The organism is Hymenobacter negativus, assembly GCF_017571495.1.
Taxonomy (GTDB): Bacteria; Bacteroidota; Bacteroidia; order Cytophagales; family Hymenobacteraceae; genus Hymenobacter; species Hymenobacter negativus.
In genome coordinates this window covers 55,070-76,626 of record NZ_JAGETZ010000004.1, presented here as the reverse complement: position 1 = coordinate 76,626, position 21,557 = coordinate 55,070, and the positions used below count along the sequence as shown (strand labels likewise).

Annotated in this window: 16 protein-coding genes; 5 read left to right on the top strand and 11 right to left on the bottom strand. The window is 59.1% G+C overall.

The features are described from left to right. Positions 1 to 56 precede the first annotated feature (56 nt). Both J4E00_RS10045 and J4E00_RS10040 read left to right on the top strand, forming a co-directional pair. Complete coding sequence (locus J4E00_RS10045; RefSeq protein ID WP_208175024.1) at positions 57 to 1,322, top strand: zinc dependent phospholipase C family protein; 1,266 nt, start codon at positions 57 to 59, stop codon at positions 1,320 to 1,322. A gap of 183 nt (positions 1,323 to 1,505) precedes the next feature. Then, positions 1,506 to 2,402: a T9SS type A sorting domain-containing protein gene (locus J4E00_RS10040; RefSeq protein WP_208175023.1), complete on the top strand. Its 897-nt coding sequence runs from the start codon at positions 1,506 to 1,508 to the stop codon at positions 2,400 to 2,402. A 211-nt stretch (positions 2,403 to 2,613) separates the two neighbouring features. On the opposite strand, the gene J4E00_RS10035 is transcribed toward J4E00_RS10040, so the two are convergent. From J4E00_RS10035 to J4E00_RS10025, 3 genes are all read right to left on the bottom strand, one after another. Continuing rightward, the gene (locus J4E00_RS10035; RefSeq protein ID WP_208175022.1) at positions 2,614 to 4,002 is read right to left on the bottom strand and encodes a TolC family protein; all 1,389 of its coding nucleotides are present in this window, start codon (positions 4,000 to 4,002) and stop codon (positions 2,614 to 2,616) included. A gap of 55 nt (positions 4,003 to 4,057) precedes the next feature. Beyond that, positions 4,058 to 7,156: an efflux RND transporter permease subunit gene (locus tag J4E00_RS10030; RefSeq protein WP_208175021.1), complete on the bottom strand. Its 3,099-nt coding sequence runs from the start codon at positions 7,154 to 7,156 to the stop codon at positions 4,058 to 4,060. Between the two features lie 71 nt (positions 7,157 to 7,227). Further along, on the bottom strand, positions 7,228 to 8,424 hold the full coding sequence (locus J4E00_RS10025; protein ID WP_208175020.1) for an efflux RND transporter periplasmic adaptor subunit: 1,197 nt from the start codon (positions 8,422 to 8,424) through the stop codon (positions 7,228 to 7,230). Positions 8,425 to 8,625: 201 nt separating this feature from the next. Between J4E00_RS10025 and J4E00_RS10020 the strand changes: the two genes are divergently transcribed. Then, the gene (locus J4E00_RS10020; protein ID WP_208175019.1) at positions 8,626 to 8,982 is read left to right on the top strand and encodes an MGMT family protein; all 357 of its coding nucleotides are present in this window, start codon (positions 8,626 to 8,628) and stop codon (positions 8,980 to 8,982) included. A 5-nt stretch (positions 8,983 to 8,987) separates the two neighbouring features. On the opposite strand, the gene J4E00_RS10015 is transcribed toward J4E00_RS10020, so the two are convergent. Next, positions 8,988 to 10,445: a hypothetical protein gene (locus J4E00_RS10015; RefSeq protein ID WP_208175018.1), complete on the bottom strand. Its 1,458-nt coding sequence runs from the start codon at positions 10,443 to 10,445 to the stop codon at positions 8,988 to 8,990. 58 nt (positions 10,446 to 10,503) lie between these two features. Next, the gene (locus J4E00_RS10010) at positions 10,504 to 11,907 is read right to left on the bottom strand and encodes a hypothetical protein (RefSeq protein WP_208175017.1); all 1,404 of its coding nucleotides are present in this window, start codon (positions 11,905 to 11,907) and stop codon (positions 10,504 to 10,506) included. A gap of 238 nt (positions 11,908 to 12,145) precedes the next feature. Here J4E00_RS10010 and J4E00_RS10005 point away from each other — a divergent pair, with 238 nt between their 5' ends. After that, complete coding sequence (locus tag J4E00_RS10005) at positions 12,146 to 14,797, top strand: TonB-dependent receptor (protein ID WP_208175016.1); 2,652 nt, start codon at positions 12,146 to 12,148, stop codon at positions 14,795 to 14,797. An 86-nt stretch (positions 14,798 to 14,883) separates the two neighbouring features. On the opposite strand, the gene J4E00_RS10000 is transcribed toward J4E00_RS10005, so the two are convergent. The 6 genes from J4E00_RS10000 to xseA form a co-directional block, all read right to left on the bottom strand. Beyond that, entirely contained in the window at positions 14,884 to 15,297 is a 414-nt protein-coding gene (locus tag J4E00_RS10000) for a response regulator transcription factor (protein WP_208175015.1), read from the bottom strand. Next, positions 15,294 to 16,115 (bottom strand): sensor histidine kinase, encoded by an 822-nt coding sequence (locus J4E00_RS09995; protein WP_208175014.1) that lies wholly within the window; start codon positions 16,113 to 16,115, stop codon positions 15,294 to 15,296. The genes J4E00_RS10000 and J4E00_RS09995 overlap by 4 nt, the downstream gene beginning before the upstream one ends. Positions 16,116 to 16,251: 136 nt before the next feature. Continuing rightward, complete coding sequence (locus tag J4E00_RS09990; protein WP_208175013.1) at positions 16,252 to 16,929, bottom strand: hypothetical protein; 678 nt, start codon at positions 16,927 to 16,929, stop codon at positions 16,252 to 16,254. Positions 16,930 to 16,979: 50 nt separating this feature from the next. Continuing rightward, a complete protein-coding gene (locus tag J4E00_RS09985; protein ID WP_208175012.1) occupies positions 16,980 to 17,294 on the bottom strand; it encodes a hypothetical protein in 315 nt (104 codons plus the stop codon). 101 nt (positions 17,295 to 17,395) lie between these two features. Beyond that, positions 17,396 to 17,677, bottom strand: a complete 282-nt coding sequence (gene xseB, locus J4E00_RS09980) for an exodeoxyribonuclease VII small subunit (RefSeq protein WP_208175011.1) — start codon at positions 17,675 to 17,677, stop codon at positions 17,396 to 17,398. Between the two features lie 87 nt (positions 17,678 to 17,764). Further along, on the bottom strand, positions 17,765 to 19,102 hold the full coding sequence (xseA, locus tag J4E00_RS09975; RefSeq protein ID WP_208175010.1) for an exodeoxyribonuclease VII large subunit: 1,338 nt from the start codon (positions 19,100 to 19,102) through the stop codon (positions 17,765 to 17,767). A 154-nt stretch (positions 19,103 to 19,256) separates the two neighbouring features. On the opposite strand from xseA, the gene J4E00_RS09970 reads away from it, so the two are divergent. Then, a complete protein-coding gene (locus J4E00_RS09970) occupies positions 19,257 to 21,317 on the top strand; it encodes a M13 family metallopeptidase (protein ID WP_208175009.1) in 2,061 nt (686 codons plus the stop codon). Positions 21,318 to 21,557: the final 240 nt, after the last annotated feature.

The following is a 21,557-nucleotide window of genomic DNA, read 5'->3' as shown; positions in this document are numbered from 1 at the left end:
CAGCACCCTGGTTTATCGTTGCAAGCCCGCCAACGTTCTGCTTACCCGTTTTCTTCATGTTCCGATTTTACTCTTTTCTGCTAGCGCTATTGCTGGCTGTTGCCGCCCGGCCCGCTGCTGGGTACGCCGTGCTGACGCACGAGGCCAACATCGACTCAACCTGGGAGCGTTGCCTAGTGCCGGCCATTCTCAAGCGCTACCCCACCACCACTCCCCAGCAGCTGATTGACGCCAAAGCATATGCCTATGGTGGGGCCATTATTCAGGATATGGGGTACTATCCTTTTGGCTCCGTGTTGTTTACGAACCTAACGCACTACGTGCGCTCCGGCGACTTTGTGCACAACCTGCTGGCCGAAGCCCAGGACCGCAACGACTACGCCTTTGCGCTGGGCGCGCTGGCCCACTATTCAGCCGACCTCAAGGGTCATTCCGAGGGTACCAACCGCGCCGTGCCCATGGTATATCCCGATTTGAAAGCCAAGTATGGCGACGTGGTGACCTATGAACAGGGCAAAGTGCAGCACGGTCAGCTTGAGTTTTCGTTTGATGTGGTGCAGCTGGCTAGCGGCAAATACCACAGCCAGGACTACCACCAAAAAATAGGTTTCCAGGTGAGCAAGGCGGCGTTGGAGCGAGCTTTTCTGAAAACATACGGCCTGGAGTTAGGCCAGGTGATTGCGAACGTAGACCTGAGCATTGCCAGCTTCCGGTTTGCTGTGAGCCAGCTGATTCCAACGGCGGCCCGCGCAGCCTGGCATTACAAGCGCAAGGAGATTATGAAAATCAGCCCCGGCGCCCGGCGGCGCGATTATATGAAGCGGAACCACCCCAAGGCATTCCGCAAGGAGTACGGCACCGAATACAAGGAGCCTGGTTTTGGGGCCCGCATCCTGTCGTACTTCATTCGGGTGATGCCCAAGATTGGGCCGCTCAAGCCCTTTGCTTTCCGCCTGCCCTCGGCTGAGGCGCAAAAGGTATTCCGGGCCAGCTTCCGGGAGGTGATGGCCAGCTACTGCGCCAACATCAGCCGCCAGCCCGCCGACACAGCCGCCGTGCCCATCAATCTGGTCAATTCGGACTTTGATACCGGCCACCCTACCCGCGCCGGCGAGTACGGCTTGGCCGACGAAACCTACGGCGAGTGGGTGCGCAAGCTGGCTGATAAAAAGTTTGAGAAGACCAACTCCGCCATGCGCGAGAACATACTAGCCTTCTTCGGCTCGGCTCCCAAAACGCCGGCTTCCGAAGAGGAGAAAGAAGGTGACAAGCAGCGCGAAACCCAGGAGGCCCTGACGCAACTGCGCGCCCTGAAGCAGTAGCGCAGTTGCTATTGCCGGAGGTAGTGGCTGCCTGGTGCAGGCAATCCTGATGCAGGCAATTAGGTGTGCTGATTGAAAAGTTTACGCTGAAGCTATTTCTGCAAAGCGGGCGGCTTAAACCTCTCGCTGGAGTCCGCGTCTATAAGGCCGGAAGCAGATAACTCATTGTTTAACTACATCATCATGAAACCAAGCAAACTCACCACAATAGCATTGTTGCTGCTGGTAGTGCTGTCTACCAGCAGCATTGGCGTGGCGCGGGACGGGCGGCACCGGGGCGACCATCACCCAATGGGCCGCGAAGTCCGGAGCTACGTCGAAGCCAACGTGCTGCCCGTGTTGCGGCAGCAGCGGCAGAAGTTGGAACCTCAGCTCTCAGCCGCCGACCAGGCCCAGCTGGTCGCCTACCGCGCCCAGCTCCGCGCCCTGAAGGAGCTGGGCCAGGCCTTGCGCCACAGCATCAACTCCAGCGGAGAGCGGCCGACCACCCGGCCCACACTCACCGAAGCGCAGCAAAAGCAAGCGCACGAGCTGCGGTCCCAGACCCACAGCATCATGCTAAACGTGGCCCAGATGGCGCAGAAATACGACGGGGCCATCACCCAGCTCGCTCAGGAAGTGCAGCCTCAGAAGGAGAAGTGGAGCACCGACATCAACGCTATTGTGGTTAAAAATGCCATGCCCGAGCAGCAGCGTATGGCAGAACTCGGCAGCCACAGGCCCGACCACGGCCACCTGCATGGTCCCAAAGGCTTGCGTCACTTCTTTCGGCCCAGTATGTTCCTGCTGATGGAACCCACTGCAACTACCACCGAGCGCACGCTGGGCAATACCAGCTTCTACCCCAACCCCGCCACCGCCACTAGCCAGCTGGAATACGAGGTGAAGAAAGCCGGCCCGGTTTCAGTCGATTTGCTGGACAAAAATGGCAACAAGCTCCGCACCCTGCTAACCGAGCCCAACGCCGAAAAAGGCCCTCATACCCAGCCGCTGAATCTGAGCGACCTGCCTACTGGCACGTACTACTATAAGATTACCACCAAGAGCGGCAGCGAAACCAAGCGTTTCGTAAAAGAATAGAGCCCCGTCTGTCATTGCGAGCAAAACCTGCAAACGAAGTCAGCATAGCTAATCCGACTAACTTGATAATGTAAAAAGCCCCGATTCTGCGTAGAGTCGGGGCTTTTTACATTATCAGGCTTGCTCACTTTCCGTAGATTAATCAGCTGGGAAAACGGACTAGCTACGCTGAAGTGCGTTTGCAGCGTTTTGCTCGCAATGGCAGAGGGTATTATTCCCTTACCAATTCTCCGCTCAGCCGGCGCAGGGCAATTTCGGCTTGTTTGGCCGAGTAGCGGATATCCAACAGGCGGGTTTCGGCGTCGAGCTGGTTGCGTTGGGCTTCCCGCAGGGCCAAGGGCGTGAGCAGACCCAGGCGGTAGCGCTCCAAGGCAATATCCACGTTTTGGCGGGCCAGCTGGATGTTGGTTTCTTCGAGTTCGAGCAACTGGAGGAAATTCTGGTACTGAGCGAAAGCGGTAGCGGCGTCGGCATCGAGCTGCAGGTCGGTTTGGGCCAGGCTAAGCTTGCTTTGCTCCTCCACTACGCGGGCATTTTGTTCTTGGCGGCGAATGTTAAATCCGTTGAAGATGGGCACAGAGGCCGTGATGCCGTAGTTGAGGCCCGTAGTGGTGTTGGTGCTGGTGCTGAGTACCGGGCCCGTGGGCAACGTAATAAACTGCGCATTGTTGATGTTGCGGTTGGTGCCGTAACCCGTCACGAGGCCGATTTGCGGGAAGCGCGACGCACGGATAAGGCGACGGTCATAGGCCGCTACATCCACGCCCAGCCGGGCCTGGGCCAGGCGTGGGTTGTTGGCCTTGATGCCAGCCGTGATGGTTTCCTCGCGCAATTCGCGGTTCACCATCAGGCTGTCCGAGGGCTCGAAGTTGGTGCGTGGCGTGCGGCCCAGTAAGTTGTTGAGGGTGATTTTAGCGGCGGCCAGGGCCTGTTGCTGCTGTAGAAACAGGCTGCGGTCGGCGTTGTAGTCCACGCGGGCGGTCAGAACTTCCACCTTTGCGCTCACCCCCACATCTACCTGCGCCTGGGTGAGGTCGATGCGGGCTTGACCGATTTTCAGCGCTTCCTCCAGCGAGTTAATTTTGCCGGCCTGGCGCACCACGTCGTAATACGCGTTGGTCACGGTTTCTACCGTTTCCTCCACCGTGGCGCGGGTTAGTTGCTGCTGCTGCTGCCGCAGGGTTTTCAGCCGGTCGTAAGCGATGAACATGCCCAAGCCATCGAACAGGGTCCAGCCCAGCGTCACGTTGGCATTCAGGAGATTGGAAGTGCCGCCGTTTATCACGCGTGGGTCGTTGTCGCCCACCCGAGAGGTAATATTGTTGTTGTTAAAAGTACGCGTGAGGTTGCCGCTGATGTTGGGCAATTGGCCAGCATTGCCACGAGTGACGTTGTTCTGAGCAATCTGCTCATCCTGGCGCGAAAGCAGGATGCCGTAGTTGTGCTGCAAAGCCTCTGCAATAGCCTGCTGCAGCGACAGCGCTGGAGCCGTCGCCACCGAAGCCGGCCGCTTCAGCTGGCTGGGCCGGGCCGTGGGAACCTGCTGGCCCAAGCTGGCGAGTGGAAGCAGTGAAAGAAGAAGAAGCTGGGGAAATTTCATGTAAAAAAGGCGGTCATGCTTCGGCTGCGCTCAGCACGACGTTCTGGAAAATAATTTATGCCGTTACCGCCTCTGGCTTGGCTTCTGCTTTTTTAGCCGAATGCTTCTTGGCCGTGGCGAAGTATGAGTACATCACCGGCACTACGAACAGCGTGAGCGCCGTAGCAAACAGCAGCCCACCTACCACGCCAATGCCCATGGCGCGGCGGCCCAAAGCCCCCGCACCCTGCGCTAGCGCAATGGGCAGAATGCCCAGCACAGCGCACAAGCTGGTCATAAGAATGGGACGGAAGCGGGCGGCTGAGCCTTCAATCAGACCGGTCATATAATCAGCACCTTTCTCCACGCTTTGGTTGGCAAATTCCACAATGAGAATGCCGTTTTTCGTGACGAGGCCCACCAGCATGATGATGCCGATTTGCGAGAACAGGTTCATGGTTTGGTTGAAATACCAAAGGCTGAACAAAGCACCGGAAAGGGCCAGCGGCACCGTAATCATGATGATGCCAGGGTCGCGGAAGCTTTCGAACTGCGCGGCCAGAATAAGGTAAATCAGCACCAGTGCCAGGCCAAAGGCAAAGAGCACCGAAGAAGAGCTTTCGGCAAAGTCACGTGACTGCCCCGTGAGGGCCGTGGAAAAAGAGTCGTCCAGCTGCTTGTCGGCAATGGCCTGCATGGCCGCGATGCCTTCGCCCAAGGTCTTGCCCTTGGCCAGCGAGGCCGAGAAAGTAGCCGCATTGTAGCGGTTGAAGCGGTAGAGCTGCGGCGGCGTGCTTTTCTCTTCCAAGCGAATCACGTTGTCGAGCTGCACCAGCTTGCCGTCGCGGCTTTTCACGTTCAGCGTCCGCACATCGAGTGGCTGATTGCGGTTTTCGCGGGCCACTTGGCCGATAATCTGGTACTGCTTGCCGTTGCGGATAAAGTAGCCGTAGCGCTGCCCGCTGAGGCCGGCCTGCAGGGTCTGGCTGATGTCCTGCACGCTCACACCCAGGGTCTGGGCTTTTTCGCGGTCAATTACTACGCGCAGTTCGGGCTTGTTGAACTTCAGGTTCACGTCCACGAAGCTGAAGGTTTTATCGGCCTGGGCAGCTTCTAGAAACTTAGGTACGGCAGAGGTCAGCTTCTCAAAATCCTGGCTCTGCACCACGAAGCCTACGGGGAGGCTACCGCCCTTGCCCCCGGAGCTAATGCTTTGGTCCTGAGCTACCGATACCCGCGCGCCGGTGTATTTCTTCACCGTGCCCGTGAGAATATCGGCTAGCTGCTGCTGCGAGTGTGGTCGCTGGTCAGGGTCTTTGAGCAGCACCCGCATGATGGCCGAGTTGGCCGCGCCGCCACTGCTGCCGCCACCCGGCGAGGTCACGGTTAGAATGTTGTCGGCGTCCTGGCGGGAGCTGTCGGTCAGGGCTTTCGTAAGCTGGTTCACATAGTCGTCCATGTACTCGAACGACGCACCTTCCGGCGCCGTAGCGTTGATGCTGAGGCGGTTTCGGTCTTCCACCGGCGCCAGTTCTGAGGGCAGGGTTTTCATGAAAAACCAAATGCCCACGCCCGTCAGCGCTACCAAGCCCCAGGCCAGGTAGCGGCGGTCGAGGAACGTGATGAGGGCGTCGCGGTAGCCGTTGGTTAGGGCCTGGAAAAATGGCTCGGTCTTGCGGTAAAACCAATTGTGCGTTTCCTCCTTTTTCAGCAGTTTCGAGCACATCATTGGCGTGAGTGTGAGCGACACGAAGGCCGAAATCAGTACCGAGCCGGCTAGCACGATGCCGAACTCCCGGAAGAGCTTGCCCGTGATGCCCGACAGGAACACTACCGGCAAAAACACTGCCGCCAGCACAATGGTGGTCGAAACAACGGCCATCAGAATTTCCTCCGACCCGTTTTTGGCCGCTTCGAGCGGGGTTTCTCCTTCCTCGATTCGACTGTAGATGTTCTCCAGTACTACAATAGCATCATCAACCACCAAGCTGATGGCTAGTACGATGGCCAATAGCGTGAGTACGTTGATGGAGAAGCCCATCAGGTCCATCACGAAGAAGATGCCAATCAGTGAAACCGGGATGGCCACCACCGGAATGATGGTGGAGCGCCAGTCACGCAGGAATAGAAAAATTACGACGACCACCAGCCCGAAGGCCTCAATAATGGTATCTTCCACTTCCGCAATCGAAGCCCGGATAAAGACCGAGTTATCAAAGCCCGTGCTGATTTTCAAGTCCTTGGGCAAGTCGTTCTGGTATTGCTTCATCCGCTTGTTGAACTCGTCGGTGATGGCAATCTGGTTGGCGCCCGGCTGCGGAATAGCCATTACACCCACCATCGGGATACCATTGCGGCGCAGAATGGTCTGGTCGTTTTCGGGGTACAGCTCGGCATAGCCCACGTCCGTCAGGCGCACCAGCGAGGTGGGGTCATTGCGGATAATCAGGTTGTTGAAGTCCTCTACCGATGAAAGGCGGCCCATGGTACGCAGCGACAGCTGCGTGCTCTGGCCCTGCACCGCGCCGCTTGGCAGTTCCACGTTTTCGCGGGCCAGAGCCTGTTGCACGTCCACCGGCGAGATGCCGAGGGCGGCCATTTTCACCGGGTCGAGCCAGAGGCGCATGGAGTACTTGCGCTCGCCCCACACCCGAATTTCACTCACGCCGGGAATGGTCTGCAGGCGCTCTTTAAGCACGTTGTTGGCGTAGTCGGTCAGCTCCAGCAGTGTGCGTGAGGAGCTGCTCAAGTAGCTCAGAATGATAGGGGATGAGTCGGCATTGGCTTTGCTCACGGTGGGCGGGTCCACATCGCGCGGCAGCTTGCCCTGAGCGCTCGATACCTTGTCGCGCACGTCGTTGGCCGCCGCTTCCAGGTCCACGTCGAGGTCAAACTCGACTGTGATGGTAGAAGCGCCGTCACGGCTGGTGCTCGACAGGTTACGGATGCCCGCGATGCCGTTGATGCCTTCTTCGAGTGGCTCGGTTATCTGGCTCTGAATGACATCAGCCGAGGCGCCGGTGTAGCTGGTTTGCACCGTGATGATGGGCGGGTCGACGCTTGGGTACTCGCGGATGGCGAGCGAGCGGAAGCCGATGGCACCGAAAATCACAATGAGCAGGCTCATTACGATGGCCAGCACGGGCCGATTAATGCTAACTGAGGAAAGACTCATAATATGGATGGAGCTAACGGAACGTCATGCCTTGGCTAGCCTTGGCATGACTTCCTTCTGTTCTGGCTTTGTTACTTCTGAACGGCCACCCGGTCGCCCTCTTTCACCTGCAAGATGCCGGTGCGAATAACCGAGTCGCCTACAGCCAGGCCCTTCGTGATTTGAATCAACTTATCCGAGCGCACGCCGATGTTGACGGTTTGCACGGCGGCCTTGCCTTTTCTCACCACAAACACCGTATAGCCACTAGCTATCGGTACCACGGCTTCGGTCGGAATTTGCAGGGCATCGGCGGTTTCGCCTAGCTCCAGGTTCACTTTCACGAAGCCACCGGGGCGCAGCTCCATGTTTTTATTGGAGTAGATAGCCCGTACCGGTAGGGTGCGCGAAACCGGGTCAATCTGCGGGTTAATGGCGTAGACTTTGGCCTCGATTTTCTTGGTCGTGGCCTCATCGGTCACCAGCACCGGGTCGCCCACGCGCACCGATTGGGCAAAGCGGCTGGGCACGTTGAAGTCGATTTTTACTGGCTTCACCCGCGAGAGGGTGGTAATGGCCGTGCCCGGCGATACGTAAGCGCCCACCGAGGTATTGCGCAGGCCCAGAATGCCATCGAACGGGGCGCGGACGTAGGCTTTTTGCAAGGTTACGCGCAGGGCGGCGAGGTCGGCCTGGGCCGTGAGCAGGGCGTTTTGCGACTGCTCGTATTCCTGGCGGCTGATGTATTCCTTCGCCAGTAGGGTGCGTTGGCGCTGCTCTTGGTCACGGTAGAGCTTGATGTTGTATTCCTGCTTTTGCAGCTGGGCCTGCACATCGGCCGCGTTGATGGTGAAGAGCAGTTGGCCCTTGCGCACCGGCTGGCCCTCCTGAATATTAAGACTGGTAATTTTGCCCGAAATCTCGCTCTGAATGGTTACCGACTCGTCGGCTATAACAGAGCCGGTGGAAGTTACTTCGTCGGAAAGCTTGGTGGCGGCCACTACGTACACCTGCACCGGTACTTTGGCCCCCGCGCCGCCTAGACCACCCTTGCCACCGCTGGCGCCACCCTTGCCGCCGCCTTTTTCGCCAGCCGTGGGGCTGGGGAAATACTTCATTTTGGCCCAGGCCATGCCGCCAATGATGACGGCTGCCAGCAGCCAGCCCAGCCAGCCGCGCCCACGCTTCGGCGGTGAAGCAGGAGTGGCGGGCGGTGCGGCAACGGGGGGAGCAGAGGTAGTGGTATCCCAGGTTTTGGGCGAGGCAGCAGTGGGAGTTTCTAAAGACATAGGGAGCAAAAACGCACGCGCGGCGTGGGGAAGTTCATCTCTTAAGCAGAGTGGTTTAGCTATACGACAGCCAGCACTCTCGGGTGCGAGAAAAGGGGGGCAGAGTGGTCATATAGTGCAAATTTCATTGGTAAGGTTGCGTACGTCTGCCAGAAATAGACGTAGAACGGCATCACCCTGACCGAGACTATCTTCGTCCCGATGAAGCCAGCTGCCCCTGCCGCGCCCGAACCGCGCAATTTCTTCCAGGATGTGCACGAAGTCGTGCGCCTCGTGCCGTCCGGCCGCGTTACCACCTATGGTGCTATTGCGCATTACCTTGGTGCCCGGCACGGCGCCCGTACCGTGGGCTACGCCATGATGGCCGCCCACACCGCCGACCAGTACGTGCCCGCCCACCGCGTGCTCAACCGGCTTGGCCACCTCACCGGCCGGCTGCACTATGCCACCCCCTTCGCCATGCAGGAAGCCCTCGAAGCCGAAGGCATTCGGGTGGAAGAAGACCGGGTGTTGGATTTCAGCAAGCTGTTCTGGGACCCCAGCGTGGAATTGGCGTAGCGGGCTTACTTACCCGGCTTTTCCAGCGCATCTACTTCGGCTTCGCCCTGTCGGGCGGGCATCACCTGCCAGGGAGTGAAGGCCGAGCTAGGTTGTAGCCGGACGTAGTTGGCAGTAGCGGTGCTAGGGGCCAGCAGCAGGGCCGGTCCGCCTGGGGTGCCAGCTCCAATGCGCATGGCGCGGCCAAAATGCGGCCAGGGTATTTCCAGGGACTCGCCCGGCCGCAGCTGGCCAATCTGGTGGTCATCTACCAGCACCCGTTGCGGCTCGGGGCTGCCACCAATGGGGCGGTACACGTATACAAACGCAGTGTCGTGCTTTACCAGCTGGCCAGGCGCCGGGAAGAGACCAGTTTGGCCGGTACGGATGTCGAGTGCATAGACCGTGGGTTGACCGGTATTGCCCATGGGGCCAGAGGCATAGGCCCCGACGGCGCCACCCATCACCGCATTGTTGCGGGCGCGTTGATTGGCAGCCGTTACATCAACGGGCGCTGCCCCAACGAAGAGGTAGAAGTCGCCTTGCCGCGTGAGCGGGCGGTAGTAATTTATCTGACGGAAATACGCCTGGCGGCCATCCGAAAAGCCCCACACCTGCCTGGGTGGAATCCGGTCGCCTTTGGCAGTGTGCATTCGGGCGCGCAGCACGGCGGTGCCCTTCCACTCGGAGTTGTTGCCGGTAGGCACGCCCGGTTCCAGAATAGTGGTTACCCCGTGCACGCCCACGGTGTCGATGCGCAGCTCTGCCGTGGTGTCGGGTTGGTTGGTCAGAAACTGTTCGAGGTTGAAGTAAATGCCTCGCTGGGGCACAGCAACTTGCAAAATAGCTGGGCGCGCCATGCCATGCGGCTTATCAGTTGAGAGTTGGGCTAGGGTGCGGGCTGGTTGGGGCCGTGCCCAGTCCGTGTCGAGCACCTGGAACAGGCAGCTTTGCAGCACTTTGGCCAAGTGCGCGGCGTGGTTGCTATTGATATAGATGCCATTACCAGCGACTTGGTCGGCCACGGTGCGCACAAAATGGTAGCCATCAGGCTGGTGGGCGTAAATGTCGGCTATCAGGTCGGCGCTGGCCACCGCGCCTTTGGTGGTCCCGTGCACAGTTTCGCTCACACTCAGCTGGCGCACGCACAGCACCACGGCGTGGTCGGTGGACCGGCTAGGCAGCTGCTGTTGCAACCAAGCCGTGAGGTCCATTTCCAGGCTTTTTCTGAACAGCACGGGGGCCTGCTTGTCGTACATCCCGCGGTATATTATTCCGATGACCGGGTGGCCTACGCGGGCATCCAGCACTTGTTCTACATACAGGGTGCGTGCTGGAAGGCTAATGGTTTCCTTGCTAAGGTCAAGGTAATAGGACTGGGCATGTGGCTGCGTGGCGGTTACCTGAGCATGAGCTGGCTTGATTGATGGCAGCAGGGAAAGCAGCAATAGCTGGCAAAACGAAGAGGGTAGAAAGCGGCGCATAGCGTGCATAGTAGCGTCTTTCGAAGTTAGCCTCCGTTAGTTAAAACAGGCTTATTGCTTATTTATTCGCTTTGGCCAAGCGCTGAATGCGTTTCATCTCAAATTGTCCTTCCTTCGCCAGTACCGGCTTGAGCTCGGGCGCGCCACCCCCAGCGGGCACCACGCACTCCAAGTAAGTGGGTTGGCTGAAATCGGGCACAAACTCGCGGCAGGTGGCGGGGGCGTTGCCAAACTGCGCGCACACCTTTAGCTCCTTCCGCCGGTCAGTCCAGGTAATGAGTGTCCATTGCCAAGTGCGCAGCGGCTGAGCCGGCTGGTTGGCTCCGCTAATGGCCACGGTCTGGTCCTTGGCAGGGTCGTTGCGGCGGTACACATACACCTTAGCGGTGTCCGGGCCAATGACGAAGCCGTCGGCATCGGTCTGGCCGGCCTGCTCTACCGGCACCACGCGGCCACTGGCCAGGTGCAGCTCGTACACATCAGGCGCACCAGCCGAGTTGGCCGCGCCCGCAATGGCTGCCCCCAGCAAGCCTCCTACGGCGGCCGCGCCGGCCATGTTGGCGGCTGCTTTCTCATCAAACACCGGAGGACCCAGGAAGGTGTAGCTGCGCCCGTCAGCTGCCGCTAGCAGCTTGTAAAAGCGGTTGCGATAAATAATCAATAGCTCGTTGCCATCGCACAGGCCCCATAGCTTAGAGGTGTTCATTGGCCGCGTGGGGTGGGCATCATCCGTGTTCAGGTAGTTGACCTGCACTTCGTCGGTGCCAGCCCAGCGCTTGCCGGTGCGGGCAATGTGCTGCACGGCAAACGGGTATTCCGGCTCACTCGGGTTATTGTCCCGGAATTCCTGAAAGCTGCGGTAGAGGCCCCGCTTCAGCTCCGCGGCTTTCTGGATGGGAAAGCGCTGAGCCATGGCACCGCCCCGGCCAGCCAGGGCATCGGCCCCACTCATGGTTTCGGTGGCGGCGGCGGTGGCGGGCAACGCCTCCAGCTTCAGCATGGCTTGCTGCAGCAGCAGGGCAATATTGGCGGCGTGGTGCTTGGTCACGTCGAGGCCACCGCGCTGAGTGGTTTCGCCTACCGTTAGTAGTACCCGATATGTGCTGTCGGGCTGGGGTTCCAAAAAATCAGCCACCAGTTCGGCTTCGGAATGCTCGGCGCTGGCGCGAAGCTCCTCGTTCAGCACCAGCGTGAAAATACGCATTGTGACCGGGCGGGCCCCCGGGCTGGCCGGCAACTGCGCCTTCAGAAACTGGAGCAGTTCCGGGGCAAGGGGCTGGTTGAAATTGGCCGAGACCACTTCGTTGTTCATGCCCTTGTGCACAGTACCCAGGCGGCTGCGGTCGGCGCGCAGGTCGAGCACACGGGTCACCTGCCAGGGGCCGGCGGGCACGCTGAGTTTTTCAGCTTTCAGGTCGAGACGAAAAGCAGGGGACTGCGCATGGCTGAGAGTAGCAGCCAACAGAAGCCCGACAACAAATGGAAAGAAAGGTAGCAGTCGATTCATCCGTCAAAACTACGGCTGCGGCCCCCACCAAAAAAGCCGGGATTCAGTCCAAGGTGCTACTGGTTAGGCACTGGGGGATTTAAGCAGGGGCGGCGTTTCTTCATCCAACCTTTACACCTCATCCGCAATGGCCGGCCCCGGCTATACAGTATATTTGTAGTCCCCGGAGCGTGCCGGAGGAATTTTCATTGGTATGAAGCACTTTGTTACTGTTCTTTTTGCGGTCTTGCTTACCCTGCCGGCCGTGGCCCAAAACACGTTTTCCATTCGTGGGCGCGTGATTGATAAAGTAAGTGGCGAAACCCTGCCCGGTGCCACGGTGCAGGTAACCGGCAATGGCCAGAATACCGGCGGCGGTGCCGATAGCGACGGCAGCTACAAAGTGGGCAACCTGCCCGCAGGTACCTACAAGGTACAAGCCAGCTTCATCGGCTACAAGCCCTCTACCCAAACGGTAAAAATTACCACCCAGAACGCAGTAGCTACTTTCCCGCTGGATGCCGACAATGCCAGCCTCGACGAAGTGACGGTAGTAGCAGCCCAGGCCCAGGAACGTTCTACACCCGTGGCTTTCTCGGCTGTGAACGAGGTGAAGCTCCGCGAGACGCTCTCCAACCGCGACCTGCCGATGATTCTCAACGAAACGCCCGGCGTGTACGCCACTGCCAGCGGCGGCGGCACCGGCGACTCCCGCATCAACGTGCGCGGCTTCGACCAGCGCAACGTAGCTGTGATGGTGAACGGCGTGCCCGTCAACGACATGGAAAATGGCTCGGTATACTGGTCCAACTGGGACCTGGGCGACGTTACCAAGTCCCTGCAGGTGCAGCGCGGCCTGTCGGCTTCCAAAATTGCCGTGCCCTCGGTGGGCGGCACCATCAACGTGATGACCAAAGGCGCTGACGCCAAGAAATCGGTATTGGCCCGCGTTGAAACAGGTTCTAATAACTACCAGAAATACTCGCTCATGCTCAGCTCGGGCGAGCTAAAGGGCGGCTGGGCCTTCACCGCCTTTGGCTCTCGCCGAACTAGCGATGGCTGGGTGCAAAAGGCCTTTGACGATGCCTGGACGTACTTCGGAACGGTGAGCAAGCAGGCTGGTCGGCACAATTTGTCGCTTACGGGCATGGGCTCGCCCCAGAGCCACGGCCAGCGGGCATTTCCGTTGCTGGTAGGCGTGTACTCCGACGAGAAAGCCCGCGAAATCGGGGCCAAAGTTCAAGTGAATGGCAACAAAGGCTTCGACTACAACCCGTATTGGGGCTACCTCGACCGCTACAACATCGTGGGTACCAATAACAAGGTAAGCCGGGGCCGGGAAGTGCTCAACGAGCGCACAAACTACTACCACAAGCCCCAAATCAACTTCAACGACCTGTGGCATGTGAGTGATAAGTTGTACATCTCCACCGTAGCCTACGCTTCATACGGTACCGGTGGTGGTACCAGCGGCCTAACCAGCGGCAACTCCACCACCATTTCAACCAACAACGTAACTGGCCAGACCGATTTCCAGAAAATCTACGACGATAACTACAACAGCGTCAGCAATCCCACACGCAAAGCCACGCAGTTCCTTATCAACAGCGTGAACAGCCACCGCTGGTACGGTTTCGTGGTGGGCGGCGACTACCTGCTGAATGAGAAGCTGACCCTCTCGGCGGGCGTGGACGGCCGCGACTACACCGGCCTGCACTACCGCGAAATCCGCGACCTGCTGGGGGCCGACTACGCTTCGCCCATCTCCACCGATAAGAATACGCCCGGTACGGCTCGCCTCGGAGTAGGCGACAAAATTGGCTACAATTACGACGGCAAAACCCGCTGGATTGGCGGCTACTCGCAGCTTGAATATAAGACGCCGCTACTTTCGGCGGTTATCAGCGGTACGCTCTCGCAGGTGGCCTACAAGCGCATCGACTATTTCCAACTGCCCCAGGCCGATGGCAGTGCGCAGGAAACCGACTGGACCCGTTTCACGGGCTACAGCGTGAAAGCCGGCGCTAACTACAACCTCACCGAGAACGACAACCTGTTTGTGAACGTGGGCTACAATAGCAAGGTGCCGTTCTTCAACCTGCTCTACACCAACAACGGCCGCAAGTACGACAACGTGAAGCCCGAAGGCATCACCAGTGCCGAAATTGGCTACGGCATCAACTACCCCAGCCTGAAAGTGACCCTAAATGCTTACTATACGCTGTGGGCCAACAAAACCACCACTTCCGTTTCTACGGCTACGGGCGAGGCTATCTACAGCAACGTGCGCAACGTGAATGCCCGCCACATGGGCGTGGAAATGAGCGTGGCTCAGGAGATTAGTCGCAGCCTGCAGCTGAACGCCGCCATCTCGCTGGGTGACTGGCGCTGGACCGGTCAGGGCCTGTTGAACCAAACCAAGGAAGATGGCACGCCTACCGGCCTGCTCGACCAGCCGGTGTACCTCAACGGTGTGCACGTCGGTGATGCCGCCCAGAACCAGTTCCAAATAGGCCTGCGTTACGAGCCATTCCGCGGCGCGTTCATTCGCCCATCGTTCCTACTCTTCACCAAGTACTACGGCGACTTCAACCCCGAAACCATTCTTGACCCCACGAGTAGCAGCGATTCCTACCGCCTGCCCACTTCGCGTAACCTCGACCTGCACATGGGCTACGACTTCAAGCCGACCATTCACAACAAGGTGCGCTTCGGCCTCAAAGGTTCTATTCTGAATGTGCTCAATGAGTTCTATTTCACGGATGTATCGAACCGCTCCAACTCTAACTCCGCTAGCCTCGACCTGTTGCAAGCCTTCTTCAACCGGGGCCGCACGTTCACGGTCGGTCTGTCGGCCACGCTGTAGCAGCAAATTGATAAAAGGTGAGGGGTGGGTTTGGGGTTCGATTTGCGCAAATCGAACCCCAAACCCACCCCTCACCTTTACTGCTATTAGCGGGTGCCAGCAGCGGCGGCCGCTAGTACAGCGCTGCGCATCTCTTCGGGCGAAGTGTTTTTAACCAAGTAGCTGTGAGCACCCTCGGCTAGCACAGTACTTACCAGCGAGGGGTCGTCGTGCATGGAAATGATGACAACGCGCACGTTGGGGAACTGGGTGCGAAGCAGGCGAGTGGTTTGCAAGCCGTCGAGAATGGGCATTTGCATGTCCATCAGTATTACGTTGGGGTTGCTGCCTTGGTCGAGGAGTTCAAGCAGCTCTTGGCCGTTGCCGGCCTCGCATACTACTTCAATGCCAGCGTAGCCGCTGAGGAGGGCGCGCAAGCCCTTTCGGAATAAAATATGGTCATCGACGATGGCCAGGCGGACGGCGGGAGTGCCGGCAGCGGAAGAGGAAGGAGAGGTCATGAATTAAGTGAAAAAGACGGGGGAGGAGCGCCGGTGGGCAGCAGCGTAACGGGCAGCGTCGCCTCGACGCGGGTGCCACCACCGGGCTCAGAATGATAGTTAAGCTGGCCGCCGAGTACGGCTACTCGGCTACGTAAATTTATGAGGCCCATGCCCACAGGCTGGCCGTGGGGACCGGGTGGAGGTAGTTCCTCCAAGGCCGCCACATCAAAGCCTTGGCCGTCGTCGGAATACACGAGGTTGAGCAAGCCGGGAGCCGTTGCCACCCGCAGCACAATGTGCCGGGCCTGGGCATGCACTAGCCCATTGGCAAGCAGCTCCTGAGCGATGCGATACACCATAAGTTCGTGCGGCGGGATGAGGCGGCCCAGGGTGCCTTCTTGCTCGAGGTGCACTTCGGGCCCGGTTTCGGTAGGCACGGCCTGTACCAGCGCCCGCAGCGCCTGCGTCAGGCCCAGCTGCTGCAAGGTGGCGGGCTGAAGGTTGCGCGAAATGCGCCGCACCTCGGCCACAGCCTGGTCGATGAGGGCACTGGCTTCGGGCGAGGGCGAACTGCCAGGGGCGTAAAGATGCAGCTTGGCCAGCGCCAGAATGGTCCCCACGCCGTCGTGCAGCTCGCCGGCGATGCGCTGGCGCTCGTCTTCCTGCGCCACCAAGGCGGCGGCCAGGGCTTGCTGCTGGGCGGCCTCCTGTAGTTGCGCTACTTCCTGCTGCTGCCGGAGTTGCACCCGCTGGTAGCGTACCACAAACCACACCAGCCCAAGCACAAGCAGGAGCAATGTCGGAGTGATGAGTAGCAAGGGGAGAAGGGTGTTCACATGAATGCCCCTGGCGGGCAGGTAGCGCAAAGAAGCGGAAAAAACCTCATCTGGCCGCAAAATCGAGCTGCCGAATGGACGTAGAGCAAAAAAACGACGCGGCACGGGTTGCAACAGATGCTACAACCCGTGTCGCTCAAGCCTCGGCCAAGGCTGCCAGGGGGCTATCAGTAGCCGATAGCGTTACCTCATCGGCTTGGGACCGCAACAGGGCAAGCGTAAGAAAGCCGTTGAAAATCGTGTTTGAAAAGATAATAAAAACGGCATTAATCGATATGTGGTAATGCGTGAGGTCGAATAAGGTCAGGCTTGAGGCCGTGATGGTAAAGGCCGTGCCTAGCAGCAAGCCAATGCTTAGTAGCCAGATGGGGGAGTAGCTGCCGTTGGCAGCGCGGCGCGGAATCGCGTTTAGGTTTTGGTCAAGATAAAGCAGCGCGTAGGCCGTTAGTATCGTTGTCTGGCAAATGCGGGCTGCCGTAAATGCCATGGGCCAGTCGTAAAGCAGCAAGCCGCCCACGCCGCATAAGGAGCCAAACAGGGCAATCCGAAGCAGCTCAGTCCATCGTGTTGGCGCCAGAACCTGACGGTACACGGCCGCAAAAAGCAAAAGCTTGCCAATGTTAAAGCCCACGATAACCAAGTGATTATTGTGGAAAAAATACTGCACGAGGTAGCCCGCTATCACACTGCCGCCCGAAACGTATACATACCAACTGGCCAGCCGCATGGGCGCAGAAAGGCGCTGCCAACGCTGCCACACCACCACCATCGGTGCCAGGATGCTGGCGTGCATGAAGGCAAAAAGCCAGGACATGAGCTTTAATTGCAACTCAATACTCATCGGGAGTGGCAATAAAGTGGGGACTAACTGTTCAGAATGTTGTGCTGGCTGGCATGCGGCGGGTCGGCAGGGAAGTCATCGGCGACAATGAATCCATCTCCCAACAGGTCGTTTTCCTTGCTATCGGCGCCCACGGCTACGAGCTGGGGCACGCCACTATTGATGCCATAATAGAACCGAATACCCATGCAGCCCGGCTGGTTGAGGATTTGCTGCAGAATTTCCCGCCCGACAAAATAGGCACTTACTTGCCCAGGGTACATTTCACGGTAATTCTGAGTCCATTGCCCAGCTTTTTGTTGGTCAATGGGATTGCCTTCGTTGCCAGTAAACGCCATGTAAATGTGCGAAATAGAATTTAAAAAAAGAAGTTAGAACGAGATGAAGAAGCCAAATATAGGCGGCTCATCTAAAAAACGATATTGCTGTTCGAAAATACTTACCACCCCCGGCCGGGCCCACCTGGAAGGTGGTCATGGGCGTCGGGGTCCTCCTCTTCTTCATCCTCTGTTTCGTCATCCGGCTCAGTCTCTTCTTCCTCATCCAGCGTATCAAATACGCGGTCGAGGGAGGCTTCAGCATGGCGCAGCTTGTGGCGGCACAGCCGAATAAGCTCGGCCGAGCGCTCCACGCGGCTAGTCAGGTCATCTACATCCACAGCATCCGTTTCCAGCGCCCGGAGGATGGTTTCCAGTTCCTCGATGGCTTCGCGGTAAGTCATATTTATTAGGTAACAATTAGCAGGTATTAGTGTAGCAGTGAACAATTAGCAGGCGGCAGCGAACAATCACGAGGAGCGAGACAGGGTTCAATGCTTACCACTCACTGCCAGTTGCTGGAGCCGCAACTCGGCACGGTGCAGCTGGCGCTCCATGGCCAGTTGGAGCTGGTAGCGGCGGCGCAGAAGGGTTTCGCGGCGTTTCTGGTGGTGGCGGGCGAAGCGGCGGAGCAGCAGGCGGCCGCGCTGACGCAGGCGGCGCTGCTCCTGAGCCAGTGCGCGGCGGGCGGCGCGGGGCAGCTGGTGCCGGAAGCGCCCGAGACTCAAGCCGAGCTGCCGTAGCTGCTCGCGCGGGGCCACGGTGGCTTGGCGGGCGCGCTCACGAAGGGCGTCGCGGGCATTGTCGAGCTGGCGGTGGGCAGCGTAGCGCCCGCGACCACTCAGCTGGTCGAGGCGGGCATGGCGCTGGCTGAGCTGGCGGCGAGCCTGGGCCACTACCTGTTCGCCCAAACCGAAAATGGCGGCTTCGAGGCGGGCCAGGCGCTCGACCAGAAAGGCGGCCACGGCGGTGGGCGTTTTGAGGGCGCGGTGGGCGGTAAGGTCCACCACAGCTTCGTCGCGCTCGTGGCCAATGCCTGTGAGCACCGGCAGTAGAAACGACCCCACGGCCGCCGCCAAGCCATATTCATCGAAAGCCAGCAAATCGGTCCGGCTGCCGCCGCCCCGAATAATTACGACGGCATCGTAGTGCCCACGCCGGACCCGGATACCGTCCAGCGCCGCCCGAATGCTGGCCGGTGCCTCATCGCCTTGCATGCTGGCCGGAAATAGCGTGAGCGCAAAGTCATACGGAGCTTCCTGCAACTGCTGCACAAAATCCTGGAAGCCGGCGGCGGTAGGAGAGGAAATGACGGCCAGCCGCTGTGGTGCCAGGGGCAGCGCCAGGAGCTTCTGGCGTTCGAGTAGGCCTTTTTCTTCCAGCAGTTGCAGGGTTCGCAGGCGGAGCAGGGCCAGCTCGCCCACAGTATAGCTGGGGTCGATGGCTACCACGTCGAGGCTCAGGCCATACTGCTCGTGGAAACGTACCTGCACTCGCAGCAGCAGCTTGAGGCCAGCGCGCAGAGGCTGGCCGGTGGCGCGCTCAAAGGCCGGGGCCAGCTGCTGGTAGCGCTGGCTCCAGAGCGTGGCACGGGCCTGCGCCTTGAGCGGGGTGCCGCGGCCGTCGATGGTTTGCTCGGTGAGGGTGAGGTAGCAGTGGGCTCCTGCAAAGCGCGGGACCGTGAGCTCAGCTACTTCGGCCACCACCCAGTAGGAATCGGCCAGTTGTTGGTGCAGGGCCAGGCGCACGTAGCCCAGCAGCTCGGCCAGGCCCAGCGGGGCCGGCGCAGGTGGGGGCACAAGCTCGGGACGACGGTTGTAGAGCGGCATCGGCGCAAGTTACGGCGGGCGGCAGCAGCGAAGGCGGCATTACGCGAATGTTTCGGAACATGTGCTAATCTTTGTGGCGTGGGTGCAACCGTGCCAGACGGCTAGTGTCTGTACCTTCACGGCTTAAACTCCCATCCCATCATTTCCCATTTTCATGTTTTCAACTTCTATTGTGCGGCGGCTCACCTTGGCTGCCCTCGGTCTTGGCAGCACGGCAGCTTTCGTAGCAGCCGGCCCACCCACCACTCCGCCCCAGAAAGGTGTGGGCATCAACATTGCCAACATCGACCCGTCGGTGAAGCCCTGCGAGGACTTTTTCCACTACGCCTCGGGCAATTGGTTGAAAAACAACCCAATTCCGGCTGCGGAGTCGCGCTGGGGCTCGTTCAACGAGCTGGCCAACAACAACAACGCCACCCTGCGCACCATTCTGGAGCAGGCTGCCAAAAACGCCTCAAAAGCCCCCAAAGGTTCTAATGCCCAGAAAGTAGGCGACTACTACGCTTCAGCCATGGACTCGGCCGCCATCGAGGCAGCGGGCCTGAAATACCTGCAACCCTACCTGAATCGCATCGCAGCCATCAAGGACCTGAACGAGATGCAGCGCTTCCTCGCCGACCCTAAGTCGCAGGCTGGCAATGCCTGGTATGGCGCCGGTGTGGGCCAGGACGACAAAATCAGCACCCAGTACGCCGTGCAGATTGGCCAGGGCGGCCTCTCGCTGCCCGACCGCGACTATTACCTGAAAGAAGATGCTCGCTCGAAAGCCTTGCGCACGGCTTACGAGAATTATCTGGTGAACACCTTCAAAATGCTGGGCGACAACGAGGCCACGGCCAAGGCTAACGCCGCCACCGTGCAGCGCATCGAAACGCGCCTAGCCAAAGCCAGCAAAGGCCGCGTGGACCTGCGCGACCCCTACGCCAACTACAATAAGATGACGGTGGCTGAAGCCAACACCGCTTATCCCAACTTAGCTATTCCGATGATGCTGAAGGAAAACGGCCTCGGTGCAGCTAAAGAAGTGATTGTGGGCCAACCCGATTTCCTTAAGGAAGTTAGCAACATGCTGAAGGAGGAGTCCATTGCCGACCAGAAGCAGTACCTGCGCTGGCACCTGGTGAGCAGCGTGACGGCTGCTCTGCCCAAGGCGTACGGCGATGAAGCCTTCAAATTCAGCCAGACGCTGACCGGCGCCAAGAAGCAGCAGCCCCGCTGGAAGCGCATGCTGGCCTCTACGGACCGTGCGTTGGGCGAGGCCTTCGGCCAGCTCTACGTAGACAAGGCTTTCTCGCCCGCTGCCAAGGCCCGCGCCAAGCAGATGATTGAAAACCTGCGCGTAGCCTACGGCGAGCGCATTATGGCTACCGACTGGATGAGCGCCGCCACCAAGAAGGAAGCCCTGAAAAAGCTCAATGCCTTCGTGGTGAAAATTGGCTATCCTGACAAGTGGAAGGACTATTCGAGCCTGAACGTGAGCCGCGAGTCGTACCTGAACAACGTGCTGGCCGCCCGCGTGTGGGCCAACGAGGACCAGCTCAAGCACTTCGGCAAGCCAATTGACCGCAACGAGTGGGGCATGACACCGCCTACGGTGAATGCCTACTATAATCCCCCGATGAACGAAATCGTGTTCCCGGCCGGCATTCTGCAGCCCCCGTTCTTCGACCCCAAGGCCGATGACGCGGTGAACTACGGCGGCATTGGCGCCGTGATTGGCCACGAGATGACCCACGGCTTCGATGACCAGGGCCGGCAGTACGACGCCGAAGGAAACCTGAAAGATTGGTGGACCAAAGAGGACGCCGAGAAATTCAACGCCAAAGCGGCCGTTATTGGCAAGCAGTTCGATGCCTTCTCGCCCCTGGATTCGGTGCACGTGAACGGCAAACTAACCATGGGCGAGAACCTCGCCGACCTTGGCGGCCTCACCATTGCTTACCAGGCGTTTGAGAAGACTCCGCAGGCCAAAGCTGGTCAGAAAATCGACGGCTTTACACCGGAGCAGCGCTTCTTCCTGGCTTACGGCCAGATTTGGCGCACCAACGTCCGCGACGAGTACATCCGACAGCAGGTGCAGACCGACCCGCACTCGCCGGCCCAGTACCGTACCAACGGCCCGCTCATGAACATGCCGGAGTTCTACAAAGCCTTCGGCTGTCAGGACGGCAACAAGATGATGCGCGCCGCCGCTGACCGCTCTAAAATCTGGTAATCCGGACGGCTGCTGCACGCAGCAGAGTGTATAGAACGTCAGGCTGAAGTTTTTGCATCACCGCTACCGCAGGAGTAATTAGTAACTCTCGCAGTAGAGGTGATGCAAAAACTTCAGCCTGACGTTCTTTTTTATGCTTTCAGGAACAGTGAAGGCTTACCATGTGTAATTGCCAAAAATTCATTACTTCTTTTAGTTTGCTGCCTTTTTATGGCTGATTGTGCCGGTCGTAACTTGCAG